10 protein-coding genes are annotated in these 14,959 nt (G+C 60.8%); 3 read left to right on the top strand and 7 right to left on the bottom strand.

All coding sequences use genetic code 11. The annotated features are described in order from the left end of the window. Positions 1 to 182: 182 nt before the first annotated feature. On the top strand, positions 183 to 1,334 hold the full coding sequence (locus FLM52_08840; GenBank protein ID NVN55891.1) for a bifunctional nicotinamide-nucleotide adenylyltransferase/Nudix hydroxylase: 1,152 nt from the start codon (positions 183 to 185) through the stop codon (positions 1,332 to 1,334). A gap of 102 nt (positions 1,335 to 1,436) precedes the next feature. Here FLM52_08840 and FLM52_08835 read toward each other — a convergent pair whose 3' ends face one another. After that, positions 1,437 to 2,369 carry a LysR family transcriptional regulator gene (locus tag FLM52_08835; protein ID NVN55890.1) on the bottom strand — a complete coding sequence of 311 codons (933 nt, stop codon included), beginning with the start codon at positions 2,367 to 2,369 and terminating at the stop codon, positions 1,437 to 1,439. Between the two features lie 108 nt (positions 2,370 to 2,477). Here FLM52_08835 and FLM52_08830 point away from each other — a divergent pair, with 108 nt between their 5' ends. Beyond that, positions 2,478 to 4,100 carry an aspartate ammonia-lyase gene (locus tag FLM52_08830; GenBank protein ID NVN55889.1) on the top strand — a complete coding sequence of 541 codons (1,623 nt, stop codon included), beginning with the start codon at positions 2,478 to 2,480 and terminating at the stop codon, positions 4,098 to 4,100. Between the two features lie 135 nt (positions 4,101 to 4,235). Here the strand turns inward: FLM52_08830 and FLM52_08825 are convergent, their stop codons facing one another. From FLM52_08825 to FLM52_08805, 5 genes are all read right to left on the bottom strand, one after another. Further along, positions 4,236 to 4,724, bottom strand: a complete 489-nt coding sequence (locus tag FLM52_08825; protein ID NVN55888.1) for a hypothetical protein — start codon at positions 4,722 to 4,724, stop codon at positions 4,236 to 4,238. Positions 4,725 to 4,882: 158 nt separating this feature from the next. Next, on the bottom strand, positions 4,883 to 6,772 hold the full coding sequence (locus tag FLM52_08820; protein NVN55887.1) for a protein kinase: 1,890 nt from the start codon (positions 6,770 to 6,772) through the stop codon (positions 4,883 to 4,885). Positions 6,773 to 6,812: 40 nt separating this feature from the next. Then, positions 6,813 to 8,630 (bottom strand): dihydrolipoyllysine-residue acetyltransferase, encoded by a 1,818-nt coding sequence (locus FLM52_08815; GenBank protein ID NVN55886.1) that lies wholly within the window; start codon positions 8,628 to 8,630, stop codon positions 6,813 to 6,815. 21 nt (positions 8,631 to 8,651) lie between these two features. Next, positions 8,652 to 9,620 (bottom strand): alpha-ketoacid dehydrogenase subunit beta, encoded by a 969-nt coding sequence (locus FLM52_08810; protein NVN55885.1) that lies wholly within the window; start codon positions 9,618 to 9,620, stop codon positions 8,652 to 8,654. 149 nt (positions 9,621 to 9,769) lie between these two features. After that, a complete protein-coding gene (locus tag FLM52_08805) occupies positions 9,770 to 11,011 on the bottom strand; it encodes a thiamine pyrophosphate-dependent dehydrogenase E1 component subunit alpha (GenBank protein ID NVN55884.1) in 1,242 nt (413 codons plus the stop codon). Between the two features lie 618 nt (positions 11,012 to 11,629). Here FLM52_08805 and FLM52_08800 point away from each other — a divergent pair. Beyond that, a complete protein-coding gene (locus tag FLM52_08800) occupies positions 11,630 to 12,886 on the top strand; it encodes a dicarboxylate/amino acid:cation symporter (protein NVN55883.1) in 1,257 nt (418 codons plus the stop codon). A 147-nt stretch (positions 12,887 to 13,033) separates the two neighbouring features. Here FLM52_08800 and FLM52_08795 read toward each other — a convergent pair whose 3' ends face one another. Then, positions 13,034 to 14,698 carry an AMP-binding protein gene (locus tag FLM52_08795; GenBank protein ID NVN55882.1) on the bottom strand — a complete coding sequence of 555 codons (1,665 nt, stop codon included), beginning with the start codon at positions 14,696 to 14,698 and terminating at the stop codon, positions 13,034 to 13,036. Positions 14,699 to 14,959: the final 261 nt, after the last annotated feature.

Genomic DNA, 14,959 nt, shown 5'->3' with positions numbered 1-14,959 from the left:
GAGGTTTGCTGGGTTATTGAAATTTCTTCAACAAGATAACGGGATAAACTTTTGAATACCCCTTACCAGACGAGAGTGAATGGCGAGCCGTTCGGCGCATGCACATAATCTGATACGCTAGCGGAATCTCACTGGGCAAGCGCCTTATAAGCCGCCCCATCCTGCCTGCCACGGAGCTCATCATGCCTTCGACGACAACGTTGCCCTCTGCACCCGCTGCAACGCTTCGTACTCAGGATTCTCCCGCGATCGCCGACACCCAGTACGACTGCCTGGTCTTCATCGGTCGCTTCCAACCCATGCACCATGGCCATGTTGCCGTGATGGAAGAAGCCCTGCGCCTCGCGCGGCAGGTCATCGTGCTGGTCGGTTCTGCCTGGCAGGCACGTTCACTGCGCAACCCGTTCACCTTCTCCGAACGCACGCGCATGATCCGCAGTTGCTTTGACGATGCCGACAATGCGCGCCTGGAAATCGTGCCGTTGCTGGATGCCCTGTACAACGACGATGTCTGGGTGCGTGATGTGCAGCGCAAGGTACGCGATATCGCACGTCCGCAGGCCAACCGGATGCCAAGAATCGCACTGATCGGTGCCAATCGTCGTGACAGCAACAGCCAGACAAGCTACTACCTGAGCCTCTTCCCGCAGTGGGAGTCGGTAGCGGTGCCGCTGCGCGAGGGGATGGAAGCCAGCCGTATTCGTGAGGTCATCTTCACCGAGCGCGCCCGCGCCGAGGATTGGCTGGACAACGAGGGACGGGAGCTTCTGCCATCGCCGGTGGCTCAGCACCTGCATGGCTTCCTGGAGGAGACCGCGTGGCAAGGGCTGGTCGAGGAACGTCGCCTGCTGGAGCAATATCGCGCCGCCTGGAGCGATGCGCCCTACCCGCCACTGTTCATCACGGTCAACGCCGTGGTGGTGCAGTCAGGTCATGTGCTGCTCACCACACGTCGCGCGGCACCCGGCAAGGGGCTTTACGCCCTGCCTGGCGGCTTCGTGCAACCCCAGGAGCGCCTGCTGGATGCTTGTCTGCGTGAGCTCAAGGAGCGTGTGCGCCTCAAGGTGCCGGAACCAGTCTTGCGTGGCTCTCTGCGCGGTCAGCGTCTGTTTGACGCACCGCATCGCAGCTGGCGCGGGCGCACCCTGGCAGAGGCCTTCTACTTCGCCCTGCGACCGGAGCAGCAGCTTCCCAAGCTCAGAAGCGGCGGCGAGAGCGAGGAGCAGGCACGCTGGGTCGCGCTGGCGGATCTGGAGCCCGACACCCTCTTCGAGGATCATTTCTACATCATTCAGAACTTCCTGGGCCTACATGCGGGCCAGAGCGGTTTCTGACGGCTGGAATGTGGTCCACACACGAAAACGGCAGCCCAGTGGGCTGCCGTTTTCGGTCAAGAGACACGCAGGTCTACTAAACCAGCAATACACCGGTAAGGCTCAGGCTTCGAGGAAGTCGCGCGGCAAGTTCATCAGCTGTTTCCACAGCTTGTCGATGCCGGGCTTGTGGACCAGCGAACACCGATAGAGACGAATCTCCAGCGGGATATCCCACGCCTCGTTGCCCGCGCGCACCAGCTTGCCGCTCTCCAGCTCATCGCGAATGCAGAAATCCGGAATCCACGCCATGCCGACGCCCTGCAAGGCCATGCCCTTGAGGCCCTCGGCCATCGCCATCTCATAGACGGTGCGCAGGCGCAGGCGCAGTGGATCATTCTTCAAAAGCATCTTCACGCTGCGACCCAGAAATGCCCCCTGGGTATAGGACAGCAAGGGAATCGCATCCTGGCTGGTCTCGCTCTGCCCGGTCAGCGGGAAGCGGGGCTCGCCATTCTCCAGCGGCACGCACACCGGCAGCATGTTGACCTTGGCGACCGAGAAGGATGGGAAGGCCTCGGCGTCCAGCTGCATGCTGGCGTAAGGGTCGTAATAGGCAAGCATCAAGTCGCAGTTGCCTTCGCGCAGCGAGTGAATGGCGTCGCCGACATTCATCGCGGACAGGCGTGTCGGCAACTCTCCCAGGCCCTGCTGGAGACGCGAGATCCACTTGGGAAAGAAGGCCAGCGCCAGCGAATGCGCGGCCGCGATATCCAAGGTCTCGTTGGCCATGCCCAGCCCGCGCAGATGGGCGAGACACTCTGACAGCTGCTCTGTCAGGTTGCGCGCGGTGACCAGGAACAACTGGCCCTCCGGCGTCAGACTGACCGGGGTCGTCGAGCGGTCGACCAGCGTAGTGCCCACGGCCTGCTCAAGCGCACGGATGCGGCGGCTGAACGCAGGCTGGGTAACGTGTCGCAGGCGAGCCGAGGTGGAGAAGCTGCGGGTATTGGACAGCGCAACGAAATCTTCCAACCACTTAGTTTCCAGGTTCACCCGAACTCCCAAAAATGTCGAACATGCCCAAGCGAGGCTTGCCTGGCCGGTCATGCAGGGTCTTGTCATGGAGAATGGTGCGTCGCGGCGCACCACCACCTTCGTCTTATGCATTTGACGTATACGGCAGCGTTGAATGGCATTGGCCGCCGAGGGGCTGCGCTGGTTACCCTTGTCCACCTAGCCGCCATTCAAGCGCCACAGTGTACTTCAGCCAGGAGTTCCGCCCAAGTGAACCATCTCTCGGAAACCCCCATCGCCGCCAATGCCACCCCGGCAGCTTCCACACCGGCCGACTTGAGCCATGCCGAGCGTGAGGCACTGGCCAACGGCTTCCGACTTGAAAAGGATCTCCTCGGGCGCGAGCCGGTGCCGGCTGATGCCTACTACGGTGTGCAGACCCAGCGTGCGCTCAACAACTTCCACCTCTCCGGGGTGCCGCTGTCACACTTCCCGCGTCTCGTCGAAGGGCTCGCGCTGGTCAAGGCCGCCGCCGCCGAAGCCAACCATGCGCTGGGCTATCTCGAGACACGCGAGCACGATGCCATCCAGCACGCCTGTGCACGTCTGATGAATGGCGATCACCATGATCAGTTCGTGGTCGACATGATCCAGGGTGGCGCCGGCACCTCGACCAACATGAATGCCAACGAAGTAATCGCCAATCTGGGCCTGGAATTCCTGGGCTACGAGAAAGGTGATTACCAGCAGCTGCACCCCAACAATCACGTCAACATGGCGCAATCCACCAACGACGCCTACCCGACTGCCATCCGTGTCGGCCTGCTGCGCAGCCACTCGGTGCTGGTGGACGCATTGAGCGAACTGGCCAATGCCTTCGCCACCAAGGCGCTGGAATTCGATGACGTGGTCAAGATGGGTCGCACCCAGCTGCAGGATGCGGTGCCGATGACGCTGGGCCAGGAATTCCGCGCCTTCGCCAACACCCTGCGTGAAGACGTCGATCGCATCGCCAACCTCAATGAGTTGCTCAAGGAGGTCAATCTGGGCGGGACCGCGATCGGCACCGGCATCAATGCCGACCCGCGCTACAGCGCACTGGCGATCGAGGCTCTGGCGCGTCGTTCCGGCATCGACTTCCGTCCGGCGTCGGACCTGGTCGAGGCCACCAGCGACATGGGGGCCTTCGTGCTGTTCCACGGCATGCTCAAACGCCTGGCGGTCAAGCTGTCCAAGATCTGCAACGATCTGCGCCTGCTGTCTTCAGGCCCACGCACCGGCTTCAACGAGATCAACCTGCCGCCTCAGCAGCCGGGCAGCTCGATCATGCCGGGCAAGGTCAACCCGGTGATTCCGGAAGCCGTCAATCAGGTCGCCTTCGATGTCATCGGCAACGACACCGCGCTGACCATGGCGGCGGAAGCCGGCCAGCTGCAGCTCAACGTGATGGAGCCGCTGATCGCCTACAAACTGCTCGACTCCATCCGCCAGCTGAGCCGTGCCATGACCATGCTCAGGAATCGCTGCGTGATCGGCATCACCGCCAATCGTGATCGATGCGCCGAGCTGGTCAACAATTCCATCGGCCTGATCACCGCGCTCAACCCGTATATCGGCTACGACAATGCCACCCGCATCGCCAAGGAAGCCCTGGCCAGCGGTCGCAGCGTGCTGGAACTGGTGCGCGAGGAAGGCCTGCTGGATGAAGCACGCCTGGAGGCACTGCTGTCCCCGCAGGCCATGACGCGCCCGCGTCAGATGAAGGACTGACCCTTCAGCGAGAGTCTGCTCTCTTGCCGTATCAACCTGTTGTCACATGCGACAGCGCCGCACCAGAAAGCCTCTGGTGCGGCGCTGTCGTATCAAGGCCATGAGTCACGACTTTACCGACTTCGGGCATCACGCTTACTGCTGTGCGCTGGCCTGTGAGATTACATCATCACGATGCGCGGCAAAGTATTTGCGTGCACGCTCAGCTTCTTCCACGGTGGGTGTATAGGTCGTCCATTCTCCGCCCTTCTCATCACGATAACGCACGACACCCTCGTCATGGTCGATTTCATAGTAAGGGTGGACTTCACGCAGATTGAAGAATGCGGCGGGGGCAAAGAACAGGATATCAAGCGCCAGATAACCGCCATTGAACTTCAGCGGCAGAATGCCATACATCGGCATCTTGTTGTCATCCATTACTTCAAACTCGTAATTTCCGAAACTGGTGGTAGGTAGCGTTTCTTGAACGGTAGACTGATCTCTGGAGACATCTTTCAAGTTGATTCGCGCCGTCTCTGACGGGCTGCTGATCGTCGTATGCGCGCTACACCCTGCCAGCAGCGCCAGAATAGCCAGACCACCTGAAGCTTGACGCAATTTCCGAGCGAGAGGTCGAGACATGAGTACGTTCCCTGTAGGTTATCGATTTTCATCGATCTGATTATTGAGTTCAGCAAGATCAGCAATGATCACGCGATGTGACACTAACACGAATCACGATAATCACGGTTAGATAAATCGGCATCACCATGCGAATGCCTTCCGAGGAAAACTCCTTTTCATACTGCGCGCGGGTCCCGTGGATAGAAGCGTTCGGGTTGTGCCTCGATATGATCGAAATGCTTGGTGTTCTTGTAGGGCATCTTCATGAAGCCGGAAATTCCCAGCCCGGAGATCAGCGGCACCGCATCGAGAATCTCCGCCAGCAAACGCGCGAATGCCTGCTCGCGCGAGGGATCCAGCAGTCGGTAATAACTGTGAATCTTGAGGTGGTGTGGCAGGGCTTCGAAGATCAGCATGCCGGTGTGATGGATGGCATTGAGTGACTCCAGTGCCTTCAATATCTCCTCGGGCAGCGCCAGAAGTTCCTCAGGGTCCGGTCCGTCCTCGAAGTAGGAGTGCACACGCGAGTCATCCTCAAGCTCCGGCACCGCGCTGACCTCATAGCTCAAGCGAGGTCTGGCCTCCCCGTCTGCCGTCGGCGCGAAGACGAAGGCGGCCTCCGGGTCTTCCCGCTCCAGATGCAAGGTATCGCGGGCATTGAACAGACACGCCTTGAACACGCCCCGGCGATAGATGGCACGCGCCAGAGCGACCATGTTGTTGATCGCGACGACGAAGGCGGCCTTCAAGGCAGGATCATGCAGGTGCAGCGCAGTATCCACGAAGATGCCCTGTGGCTCCCAGCGAATCGCCAGACCGCCGACGATCGGGTATTTGCCCAGGCGACTGACCGCGGCCAGGAAGGCTTTTTCGGTGCCTCCCATGCCTTGCATGAAGTTCTTGTAGTAACGATCCAGCTGGACATCATTGACGGCGTCCAGCGCGTTGCCAGCGTGTTCACCGGACTCGTCTGTCTCGAAGGCCTCACGCAGGAAGGATTTGCGCGAGGTATAGACAACCGTGTCGATCTCGCGTGTTGCCGGCCTCACCCAGACCGGCAGCAGAGACTGTGGCGGCTCGAGAGGCAATTCCGGCATCACCAGCCGTGCGATCCTGCCCATCTCGCGCAGGAAGTAGTCGCCGGCCTGCATGCGCAGCTGCGGGTCATCCGCGAGCATGCCATCGAGCAGACGCGCGAATTCCCGCGGCAACCCCAGCGACACCGCCGGAATGGCGTGTACGCCGAAGCGACACGACTGACCTGAGGCCAGCGCATAGAGTGTGGCGGCCACGCCCTGCTCATCGAAGCGCGGCGAGGACAGCGCACCATTGAGCTGCTCCTCGCCGATGAAATAGACATCGCCCAGACGCGCATTGGTCTGTTGCAGGTTATCCGACATCAGCTGCATCACGTTGGTCGTGATGAACTGCTGATGCTCATCGAGCTGAGCGAACACCGAACTGCCCCAGTCGATCAATGCCACCTGCTCCCGCTCGACATCGAAGACTAGATTCGACGGCTTGATGTCGCCATGCACGACCGGTGGCGTACCTCCCCCTGTCGATGTCCCGCGCAGCGACTTGAGGATGTCGGCCAGCTGGCTGGCGATCTTGACCACCAGACGCGGCGCCATGCGCCCATGACGCAGCGAATATTCCTCGAGATTGATGCCCGGTGCACGCTGCATGACCAGAATCGACTGCCGCCGTACCCGCTGATAGCTGATCAGACGCGGAATCAGCGGGTGGGCGACCTGGTCGAGCATGTAGGCCTCTTCCTCCAGACGGTCCTGCAGTGCCTGGGGCAGAGTCACCCGCGTGAACTTGAAGACGTGCTCTTCCCGCGTGCGCCGGTCTTCGCCCAGGCGCCAGCCCGCGAATACAAAGCCGTAGGCGCCCTTGCCGACCAGATGGATATCCCGGTAGCCAAGCCCCTGGAGCTGGGAGATGCACAGCGCCACCCAATCCTTGAGCTTCTTGGCATCATGATGCGAGAGCAGGTAGATCGACTGCTCTTCCGGGATATAGAACTGTTGCAGGTGCTCGTGGGCGCGCGCATCACTCATGCAGGATGCTCTCTAGCCGGCCCCAGGATCAGACAGCGCCTCATGACAGCGACAGCAACATTTCGTCAGGGTGCTCCAGATAGTGTTTCCACAGATTGCTGAAGCGCGCGATGGTTCCGCCATCGATGATGCGATGATCTCCCGCCCAGGTGATGGTCATGATGTCACGCGCACAGACATTGCCCTCGTCATCGAAGCGCGGCAGACGCTGAGTGCGCCCCAGCGCGACGATGGCGACCTCCGGCTGGTTGATGATCGGCGCGGCATAGGTGCCGCCCAGCGCACCGATATTGGAGATCGACAAGGTGCCGCCCTTGAGGTCCGCCTGGGCAACGCGCCCGCTGCGCGCAGCCTCGGTCAGCCGCGCCACCTCACGCGCGATATCGAGAATGCTCAGGCGTTCGACGCCCTTCACATTCGGCACCATCAGCCCGCTGGCGCTGTCCACCGCCATACCGATGTTGCAGGTGCTCTGATAGAGAATCTCGCTCTCATCTTCACTGAGGCGCGCATTGAGAATCGGCTCCTCGATGACCGCCAGCGCCATGGCCTTCATGATGAACGGCATCAGGGTCAGGCGAATGCCCTGCTGCTCGGCGCGTACCTTGAGGCGGGCCCGCAACGCCAGCAGGTCGGTGATATCGAGCTCATCGCCATAATGGAAATGCGGGATCTGCGTGCTGGCCTGCACCATGCGCCGAGCCATCACCGCCGCGACCCCCTTGAGCGGTACCGCTTTTGACTCAAGGCGTGACGACCTCTCCTCGTGACTGGCCACAGCACACGCTTCGGCAGCTGCCTTGTCGATCTCGACAGCCTCGCCGACTTTGTGAGCATCATCAGGCGCCACGTCAGTCTCGCGAGCCTCGGATTGCTTGAGATAAGCCAGCACATCTTCCTTCAGCACCCGGCCGTTTCGCCCCGAGCCAGCAATGGCCTGGAGTTCGAGCTGATGCTCGCGCAACAGGCGACGCACGGCAGGGGTCGCGGGTATGCGAGGCCGGCTCTTCCCGTGACTCCCGTCTTGCCCACTCTTTTTGTCGCTCTTGTCGTCGCCCCCCTGGCGGTGCTCCGCCAGATACTCTGGCTGAGCCTGCTTGCGCTCAGGCGCGGTGACTTCACTCTCAGTGCTCTCAGCGCTTTCAGCCTCTGCCTCTTCATCAGGCACATAGGCATAAAGCGGCGTATGCACTCGAGCATTCTCGCCCTGGGCGTAATGGAAGCGCACGATACGCCCGGGCTCCGAGGCGGTGATCTCGACCAGCGCCTTGTCGGTCATCACATCCACGATCGTCTGGTCTTCTTCCACCGTGTCGCCTTCCGCGACGTGCCAGGTGACCACCTCACATTCGACGATGCCTTCACCGATATCCGGCAGGATGAAATCACGCGAGCGTCGTTCAAGGGCCGCGGCTGTCTGTGTGCTAGCTGCCCCATTGCTGGCTGGTTTGGCAGACGCTGACGCAGCGACATCCGACTGACTGCTGGCCGCCTGGTTGGCGGCAGACTGAGTCGGTGCTGTCGAGCGAGCAGGCGCTGCAACCGTCATGACATCACCGGCATGATCATCCTCGCGCTCGCCGTGTCCGGTCTTCTCGCTATCACTATCACTATCACTGCCAACGCCGTCATCCACCGCAAACAGCGGCGCATGGACACGGGCAATCTCGCCTTCCTGACAGTAAAGCTTGACCACGGTACCGGCGTGGGGCGCGGGGATCTCCACCAACGCCTTATCTGTCATGACCTCGGCCACCGGCTGATCTTCCTCGATCACGTCGCCTTCCTTGATCAACCACTTGACCAGCTCGCACTCGACAATGCCTTCGCCGATATCGGGCAGGATGAAATCATTCATGGCGCGCATCACTCCCTGTCATCAGTAATTCAAGCTTTGCTTGATGGCCTCGTAGATCTTGAGCTCGTCCGGCAGATGCTCCTTCTCGAGCACCAGCGGGAACGGCGTATCAAGGCCAGTGACGCGCCGGATCGGTGCCTCGAGATACAGGAAACAACGCTCCTGCACGGTGGCGGCGATCTCGCTGGCAAAGCCTCCCGTCAGCGGGGCTTCATGACTGACCACCAGACGACCGGTCTTGAGCACCGAGTCACACACCGTCTCGATATCCCAGGGCAGAATGCTGCGCAGATCGATGATCTCGCAGTCGATGCCATCCTGCTCGGCAAGCGCAGCGGCCTTCTCGATGACTTCCATCTGAGCGCCCCAGCCGAGCAGCGTGATATCGCGGCCTTCACGAATGACATCGGCCACGCCCAGGGGCAGTTCATAATCGGCTTCTGGCACCTCGCCCACCGAGGCGCGATAGAGCCGCTTGGGCTCCATGAACAGCACCGGATTGGGATCACGAATCGCTGCCAGCAGAAGGCCCTTGGCCTGGTGGGGGTTGCGTGGGATCACGATCTTGAGGCCCGGAGTATGCGCGAAATACGCCTCGGGCGACTGGGAGTGATAGAGCCCGCCTGCGATGCCGCCACCATAGGGCGTGCGAATCGTCAGGCCGCCGACATCGAACAGATCACCGGAGCGGTAGCGGAACTTGGCCGCCTCGTTCACGATCTGGTCAAAGGCGGGGAAGATGTAGTCGGCGAACTGGATCTCGGCCACCGGCGTCGACCCCTGTGCCGCCAACCCGTTGGCGAACCCGATGATGCCCTGCTCGGTGAGTGGCGTATTGAAGCAGCGCTCTCGACCGTATTTGTCCTGCAGGTGGCTGGTAGCTCGGAAGACGCCCCCAAATACCCCGACATCCTCCCCGAACAACACCACACGGGGATTGGCGGCCATGGCAATATTCAACGCATTGTTGATCGCCTGCAGCATGTTCATCTGTTTCTTGCCCGAGGCCGAGACCGCTGCATCCTTGCTGCCAGGCGCGACAGACGCTTCTTTCGCCGCTGAACCCGCCGCAGCTGAGTCGCTTGTAGCTGAGTCTGTCACTGGCGTTTTCTCCAACGGCTGTTCACTCATCTGCTCGCTCATGATGTCTGGCCTCCATCCACACGCTGATGGCGTTCCTGATACACCTTGCGGCTGTCTTCCAGCTCCTGCGAAGTGAATCCCATGCTGGCGGCGCCCTTGGGGTAGGCGTGCGGGTACTTGCGAATATGTTGTTTCACGTCTTCGAGCTGCTGTGTGAGCAACGGCGTCGGCGTGTCGTAGACATCACTGATCAGCGTGTCCAGCGCCGGTGGCGCCAGTTTCTCGGCGCGCTTCATGGACTCAAGCACTTCGCGACGCAGTTGATCACCAGTGGCCTTTTCCTCCTCTTCGCTCCACCAGCCTTGTGCCTCCAGCCAGTTGCGCATGCGCAGAATGGGGTCCTTGTCGCGCCAGATGGCCTCCTCCTTCTTGCTGCGATACCCGGAGGGATCGTCCGAAGAGGAGTGCGCCGCCAGACGGTAGGTCATCGCCTCGATCAATACCGGCTGATGGGTCTCGACCGCGATCTTGCGCGCCGCCAGGGTGGCTTCGTAGACGGCGATCACGTCATTGCCATCCACCCGGATGCTCTGCATGTGATAGCCGAAGGCACGTGGTGCTATGCCATCGGCGGCGAATTGCTCGCATGACGGGGTGGAAATGGCATAACCATTGTTGCGACACAGGAAGATGCACGGCACCCGATGCACGGAGGCCATGTTGAGGGCGGCATGAAAATCGCCCTCGGAGGCGGCCCCTTCACCGAAGATGGTGATGGTGCACTGCCCCTTGCCCGCCAGCTTCTGACCGTAGGCATAGCCGGTCGCCTGGGGGATCTGGGTTGCCAGCGGCGAAGAGATGGTCATGTAGTGCAGGTCACGCGACCCATAGTGGATCGGCATCTGACGGCCCTTGCCGTAGTCGCGCTCGTTGCCGAACATCTGGTTCATGAATTCGTCACAGCTGAAGCCACGCCAGGCAAGCGCACCCTGCTCACGGTATTGCGCCATGATCATGTCATCGTCCTGAAGCGCCGCCGCACTGCCTATCACCGTGGCTTCCTCGCCAGTGCATTGCATGTAGAAGCTCAAGCGCCCCTGGCGCTGGGCAGCCAGCATGCGCTCATCCAGCACCCGGGTGAACAGCATCGTGCGGTAGATCCTGAGCGCCGTGTCGCGTTCGATAGGTGAAGCGTCCTGTGACGGCTCTCCCTGTACCTGCGACTCCTCGACGGGATAAAGGGTGCCGTCCTGACGCAGGCGCTTGAAGATCGGGATGCAGAGTTCATCGCCGGTCATGAAGGCCAGATGATGCAGCACCGTCGGCCCCTGCGGCGCGATCTGGTCTGCCGTCGGCATGGCGGTCAGGTCATTCAGCTCTGGCTGTAAGCCATCGGGCGGCGCGCTCCCCGGGGAGACGGGTCCGCGTGTTGTTGTATCGGACATGCTCAGCGTCCTCTCTTACCGATCAGGCGTTTGAGGGATTACCCAGCCCTCGTGAGGCCGGGCAGGCAATGACGTACCTTCAGGAATGTCGAACCGGAAGCTGTCGATTCGACGATGGCAACAGTGCCTACCATCAGACTAGTGGAAAGTCGCTCTGGCGGCCTATCAGTTAACGTTAACGTCAAGGTATCGCAAAGGCAGACGATATGCCTGCCTGACAACTACTTCTTTGGTGGAACCTTTTGCGGCATGGGCTCATGCGCGTTCGGCATAGAAAGGTGAATTCGCGTGTAAGAACGCTTTTTTGCGACTAAAGGTGCAGAGGGTGAGTGAAGGCTGACTGTTAATCTTCCCGCACCAAAAAAGTGCTTAATGCAGTGCGCAATCGTGACAAGGCATCGAGACGACAGACTCGGGCGCGCCCTGAGCATCATCAGCGATGATCATCGCTAGACACCTAAGGACAGTTCCATGAGTGATTCCTCCCGCCCTAACCTGTGGCGCCGTTTGCCGTTGTGGCAGAAGATCCTGGGCGGCCTCGCCCTGGGGATACTCGCTGGCGCCCTGATGGGAGAAAGCGCCAGCATGTTCAAGCCGCTGGGCGATATCTTCATCAATGCGATCAAGATGCTGATCGTACCGTTGGTCTTCAGCACCCTGGTGGTCGGTATCACCTCGATGCGTGACCCGCAGAAGATGGGCCGCATCGGCGGCAAGACCATCGCCCTCTACCTGCTGACGACCGCCTTCGCGATCGCCATCGGCATGCTGGCCTCCAGCATCTTCCAGCCGGGCAACGGTTTCACGTTCGACTTCGACAAGGCGATGGAAGCCAAGGAGGCGCCCTCGCTGGTGCAAATCCTGGTCAACCTGGTGCCAAGCAACCCCATCGATGCGCTGGCCAACGGCAACATCATGCAGATCATCGTCTTCGCCATCGGGATCGGCATCTCGCTGATCATGATCGGCGACAAGGGAGAGCCGGTCGTGCGCGTCTTCGACAGCTTCGCCGAGGTGATGTACAAGCTGACCGAGTTCGTGATGGCCTTTGCACCGTTCGGCGTCTTCGGCCTGATGGCACATGTCTCCGGCAACTATGGCCTGGACGTGCTGCTGCCGCTGGCCAAGGTGATCGGCGTGGCCTATCTGGCGAGCATCGTGCACGTACTGGTGGTCTACTCCGGCCTGTTGGCGACGCTGGGCAAGCTGAACCCGGTGCGCTATCTGCGCGGTATCGTCGATGCACTGGTCGTGGCCTTCTCCTCGGCTTCAAGCTCCGGCACCCTGCCGATCTCCATCCGCTGCGCCCAGAAGAACCTCGGCGTCTCGGAAGGTGTCTCCGGCTTCGTGCTGCCGGTCGGTGCGACCATCAACATGGATGGCACCGCCATCTACCAAGGCGTGGTGGCACTGTTCATCGCCCAGATGACCGGCATCGAGCTGTCGATGATGGATTACGGCATGATCGTGCTGACCGGTACTCTGGCCTCCATCGGCACCGCCGGTGTGCCTGGCGCCGGCCTGATCATGCTCTCAATCGTATTGAGCCAGGTAGGCCTGCCGCTGGAAGCCATCGCGGTGATCGCCGGTATCGACCGTATCCTCGATATGGCGCGCACCACCGTGAATGTCGCGGGCGACCTGATGGTCACCACCCTGGTCGGCAAGTCCGAGAACGAGCTGGACCTCGAGGTCTACAACGCGACCCAGCCCAAGAAGGACGCCTGACGCAGGCCTTCTCGCCAGCGCCTTGCCTTGAAACATGCATCGTAAGCACGAACGCCCCGCTCAATGAGCGGGGCGTTCGTGTTTCAAGAGCAGTGTTCAGACTCCGTATTTCAGGCTGTCACCAACAGGGAGATATCAACGGCAAGGTCAGGCAGATTCCGGCGGCGAATCGCGCAGTTCACGCCTGAGCACCTTGCCAACGTTGGTCTTGGGCAGCTCATCGATGAAGACCACCTGACGTGGCACCTTGTAGCTGGCCAGCTCCTTGCGCGACCAGTCACGCAGCGCATCCGCCTCGAGCTCTACGCCGTCCTTGAGCACGACATATAGCTTGATCGCTTCACCACTGCGCTCATCCACCACCGAGACGGCGGCCGCCTCGAGCACATCCGGGTGACGTACGATGACGTCCTCGACCTCATTGGGATATACGTTGAAGCCGGAGACGATGATCATGTCCTTCTTGCGATCGACGATGCGCATATAACCATCGTCCTGGAAGACTGCGATATCCCCGGTGCGCAAGAAGCCATCGGTAGTGAAGCTGTCCTTGGTTGCCTGCTCACGCTGCCAATACCCCTTCATCACCTGCGGCCCCTTCACGCACAGCTCGCCCGGCTCCCCCATCGCGACCAGTGCACCCTCATCGTCATACAGGCGCACCTCGGTGGAGGGCATCGGCCGACCGATGGTGCCGAGCTGAATGGCATCCAGCGGGTTGAACGACACGATCGGCGAGGTCTCGGTCATGCCGTAGCCCTCGGAAATATCGCTGCCGGTGACCCGCTTCCACTCTTCTGCCGCCTTGCGCGTCAGCGCCACGCCCCCTGAGGTGGTGATCTTGAGCTTCGAGAAATCCAGTGCCTGGAAGCCGGGGTTGTTGCACAGCGCCACGAACAACGTGTTGAGACCGACGAACATCGTGAAGTCGTGCTTTTGCAGCGTCTTGACGAAGCCCGGGATATCGCGCGGATTGGGAATCAACAGGGTGTGATTACCTTCACTGAGCATGCAGGCCAGATGAATGGTGAAGGCGTAGATGTGATAGAGCGGCAGCGGCGCCACCAGCGTTTCGTGGCCGGGGTTCAAGCCCTGCGTCAGGGCCATCTTGCCTTGCAGCATGTTGGCGAGCAGGTTGCGGTGAGTCAGCATCGCGCCCTTGGCGACCCCGGTGGTGCCGCCGGTGTACTGCAGCACAGCGATATCATCGAGTGCCAGTGTCGGCCGTTCCCAGCGCTCGGCCTTGCCCTGCGAGATGGCCGTGCGCAGCGGAATGGCGTCAGGCAGGTGGTAACTCGGCACCAGCTTCTTGACGTGCTTGACCACGGTATTGATCAGCAGTCGCTTGAAGGCCGGGTGCATGTCGCCCAATTCACAGACCAGCACGTACTCAAGGCCAGTGCGCCCCCGCACGCGTTCGACCTTGTCCGCCATGTTGGCCAGTACTACCAACGCCCGCGCGCCGGAATCATTGAATTGATGCTCCATCTCACGTTCGGTATACAGCGGATTGGTATTTACCAGCACCAGGCCTGCACGCAGCACGGCGAAGGCCACCACCGGAAACATCAGCGTATTGGGCAACTGGATGGCGACACGATCGCCCGGTTGGAGGTCGGTCTCATGCTGGAACCAGTCCGCCAGCTGACGACTGGTGGCATCCAGCTCCGCAAAGGTCATGGTGCGGTCCATGCAGGTAAAGGCAGGGCGCTCGCCATGCGCCGAGCAGGCCTTCTCCAGCATGTCCATCAGGGAGTCGTAGCCGCTGAAATCCACCTCCTGAGAAGACCGCAGGCACGACATGCCGCTCATGTCGCCTGTCGTTGCCTGTGCGCTCGAAACGTCGGACGAGGCATATGCCGCGCGGGAAGGTTCTGTCGTCACGTCATTAATGGAGTCGTTAGTGGACTTGCCTGACTCATCGGGTCGCGCTGCTAGGGGATCATGCATGGCGTTGCTCCTTGATCAGTACGTGGGGCGCTCGGCGTCACTGCCCCCGTTACCTTGTTGTTGTGAGACGTCATCCTGGCCATCGTGATGAGGCGCTATCGGAACTCCCTCGGATAGGTATCA

It is taken from the genome of bacterium Scap17 (assembly GCA_013376735.1).
In the GTDB taxonomy this organism is placed as follows: domain Bacteria; phylum Pseudomonadota; class Gammaproteobacteria; order Pseudomonadales; family Halomonadaceae; genus Cobetia.
This window is presented reverse-complemented; position numbering and strand designations above follow the sequence as displayed.